Source organism: Rhizobium sp. P1_E1, assembly GCF_056406015.1.
In genome coordinates, this window is sequence record NZ_JBFUAY010000363.1 from 1 (window position 1) to 3,116 (window position 3,116).

Here is a 3,116-nt window from a genome sequence, read left to right on the forward strand (position 1 = left end):
GGGCACGGCTTTCGGCGGCGCGCGCGGCCGCACCGACGTGCCGAAGATCGTCGAATGGTACATGCAGGGCAAGATCCAGATCGATCCGATGATCACCCACACCATGCCGCTCGAGGACATCAACAAGGGCTTCGAGCTGATGCATTCGGGCAAAAGCATCCGCGGCGTGGTGGTCTACTGAGTCATGAAAACCATCTCGACCGACAATTCTCATGGCGGCACCCAGGGCGTTTACGTCAATCGCTCGGATGTCTGCGACTGTGACATGACCTTTGCGGTATTTCTACCGCCGCAGGCCAAAGGACGGAAGCTGCCAGTTCTGTGGTACCTTTCAGGTCTGACCTGCACCCATGCAAACGTCATGGACAAGGGAGAGTATCGGCGTCTTGCCGCAGAACTCGGTATTGTCATCGTCTGCCCCGACACCAGTCCACGCGGCGATGCCGTCCCGGACGAGCCGGATAATTGGCAGTTCGGCAAGGGTGCCGGTTTTTATGTCGACGCCACCGAGCCGCCATTCGCACAGAACTATCGGATGTACAGCTACGTCGTCGATGAATTGCCGAAGCTTATCGCGGCCGAATTTCCGGTCGACATGACGCGACAGGGAATCTTCGGTCACTCGATGGGGGGACATGGCGCGATCACGATCGCGCTCAAGAACCCCGAACGCTTCAGCAGCTGCTCGGCCTTCGCGCCGATCAGCCATCCATCCGTCTCCGGCTGGTCAAAGCCGGCGTTCCAGAAATACCTCGGATCGGATGAAACGCGCTGGCGGGCATATGATGCCTGCTCGCTGATCGAAGACGGGCACCGGTTCCCGGAATTCCTCGTCGACCAAGGGACGGCGGACAGCTTCCTGGAGGATGGATTGCGCCCCGAAGAGCTGAGGCAAGCCTGCGAGACGGCCGGCATCAGCCTGCGGCTTCGCATGCAGGAAGGCTACGGCCACTCCTACTTCTTCATTTCGACATTCATGGAAGACCATCTGCGCTGGCACGCGCGGAGATTGGGAGACTGATTGCAGAGCTTGGCCGGGCATATCGCAAACGGCCCAGAAGGGGAGGAGAAACCCATGACCAGCATAGCCATACATCCGGCAGTGGATTCAGGTTTTCGGGCGACTGACGCTGCTTTTGCGGGCGGGACGCTCGTCTGCAAGTGCGCCAGCAATCCGGTGAAGGTAAGAATCAAGAGCGATATCGCCCACAATCACGCCTGCGGCTGCACGAAGTGCTGGAAGCCCGAAGGTGCAGTCTTTTCGGTCGTGGCGGTCGCTCCGACCGAAAGTGTCGAAGTCTTGGAGAATGGCGATAAGCTCGCTGTCGTCGATTCCGCTGCCTTGATCCAGCGCACCGCCTGCAAGGAATGCGGCGTGCATATGTATGGGCCAGTCGTGCGCGAACATCCGTTTCAGGGATTGTCGTTCATCCATCCGGAACGCTTCCAGGAAAGCGGCTGGGCGAAGCCGGGCTTTGCTGCCTTCGTGTCGTCGATCATCGAAAGCGGCTTCGACCCCGCGAAGATGGACGCCGTCAGAGCACAGCTGAGGACATCAGGCCTCGAGCCTTACGATTGCCTAAACCCTGGCCTTATGGACTACATCGCAACCTGGACCGCCAAGAAGAGCGGCGTGCTGGCCTCGTGATCGGCTAAAGTAATTCCCAGCAAAAGTGCGCAGCGTTTTTGCGTCCGGGATTGCGTAAAAACAAAAGAGAGCATTTCCGTGACTTGAGAGAAGCGGAAATGCTCTGGGACGCCGAGCCGGCGCTCCCCGACAAAACCGCCGCCACCGGATATCGAGATAGTCCGTGATGGCCGCGCACCGGCTTGCCGGCAGCCAGCTTCCGACGCCTGATGATCAAGGTTGATGCGCATAAAAATCGCATCAACCTCGACTGCACCGAAATTCTCACAGACCCGCCACCATAATTCGCTTGGGAAGTTCCGCAATGGCCGCCGCCGCGGAACGCCGATCCCTGGACAGCGCTTTGAAATGACGCCTGACGCGCGCCGGGGACGCTTTGCTCGGCATCATTGTGTATTTAAGAAATACTAATTGTGTACGTAATGTACACAATTATTGACTCGCCCCGAGAGGCGTGCCATTTTCACGGCGTAGAGCAACCCGCGGCCGGAGAATGACGATGGCGAAGACCCCCAAGAGCAATCTCTACGAAGATCTGAAACGGCAGATTCTGACGATGGAACTGGACCCGGACGCCGATCTGGACGAGGCCAGTTTGAGCGAAAGATACGGGCTCTCCCGGACGCCGGTCCGCGACATATTCCGTCGCCTTGCCGGTGAGGGCTATATCGACATCCGCGAGAACAGGGGCGCACGGGTCATCCCGATGAACCACTCCACCCTGCGGAATTTCTTTCTCGTCGCGCCGATGATCTACGCGGCAATCGGCCGTCTCGCCGTGCAGAACTTCAAGCCCACTCAGCTTTCGGACCTGAAGCAGACCCAGGAGCGGTTCCGCGCCGCCAGCGAGAACATGGACGCCCTGGCGATGGTCCTCGAGAACAATCGCTTCCACGAAATTTTCGGCGAGATGTCGGGCAACGTCTATCTGCAGCCGAGCCTTGGCCGGCTGCTCATCGACCACGCGCGTATCGGCCACACCTTCTTCCGGCCGAGGAACGAGGACATGAAGCGACGGCTTCAAGTGGCCGTCGGCCATCATGACGGCTTCATCGATGCGCTCRGCGCTCACGACGAGAATGCCGTCGTCGACCTCGTTTTCGAACACTGGGAATTGTCCCGCGAGAACATGGAGATGTTCATCGCCCCGCAAGGTCTCAAGGCGGACGCCTTCCTCGGCGGCCCCGCCACCCAACTCTTGGAGAAATCGTCGTGAAGTTTGAGGGGATCTATACGCCGGCGGTGACGCCGCTCGACCAAACTGGTCAGATCGACAGGGCTGGATTTGCCGCCGTGCTCGAGTCGCTGATCGAGGCGGGCGTCCACGGCATCATCGTCGGCGRCTCGACCGGCGAGTACTATGCCCAGAGCAGCCAGGAGCGTTTCGAGCTCGCGGCCTATGCGCGGGAAGTCATCGGCACGCGGCTGCCGCTCATTATCGGGACCGGCGCCACGCGAACCGAAGATT

Annotated in this window: 4 protein-coding genes and 1 pseudogene; all 5 read left to right on the top strand. The window is 59.7% G+C overall.

All coding sequences use genetic code 11. From position 1 onward, the window contains the following. A pseudogene (locus AC1D1Z_RS35665) lies at positions 1 to 181 on the top strand (S-(hydroxymethyl)glutathione dehydrogenase); the annotation flags it as partial. A 3-nt stretch (positions 182 to 184) separates the two neighbouring features. After that, positions 185 to 1,021: an S-formylglutathione hydrolase gene (fghA, locus tag AC1D1Z_RS35670; RefSeq protein ID WP_018246032.1), complete on the top strand. Its 837-nt coding sequence runs from the start codon at positions 185 to 187 to the stop codon at positions 1,019 to 1,021. A 54-nt stretch (positions 1,022 to 1,075) separates the two neighbouring features. Next, a complete protein-coding gene (gene gfa, locus AC1D1Z_RS35675) occupies positions 1,076 to 1,648 on the top strand; it encodes an S-(hydroxymethyl)glutathione synthase (protein ID WP_018246031.1) in 573 nt (190 codons plus the stop codon). Positions 1,649 to 2,147: 499 nt separating this feature from the next. After that, complete coding sequence (locus AC1D1Z_RS35680; RefSeq protein ID WP_477853506.1) at positions 2,148 to 2,864, top strand: GntR family transcriptional regulator; 717 nt, start codon at positions 2,148 to 2,150, stop codon at positions 2,862 to 2,864. Further along, positions 2,861 to 3,116, top strand: a 256-nt coding sequence (locus AC1D1Z_RS35685) for a dihydrodipicolinate synthase family protein (protein WP_477853508.1), incomplete at its 3' end; no start/stop codon positions are given. The genes AC1D1Z_RS35680 and AC1D1Z_RS35685, both read left to right, overlap by 4 nt.

What these genes read in the sequence shown, in the direction of transcription:
- gfa (WP_018246031.1), top strand. Translation starts at nt 1,076, where the DNA reads ATGACCAGCATAGCCATACATCCGGCAGTGGATTCAGGTTTTCGGGCG.
- fghA (WP_018246032.1), top strand. Translation starts at nt 185, where the DNA reads ATGAAAACCATCTCGACCGACAATTCTCATGGCGGCACCCAGGGCGTT.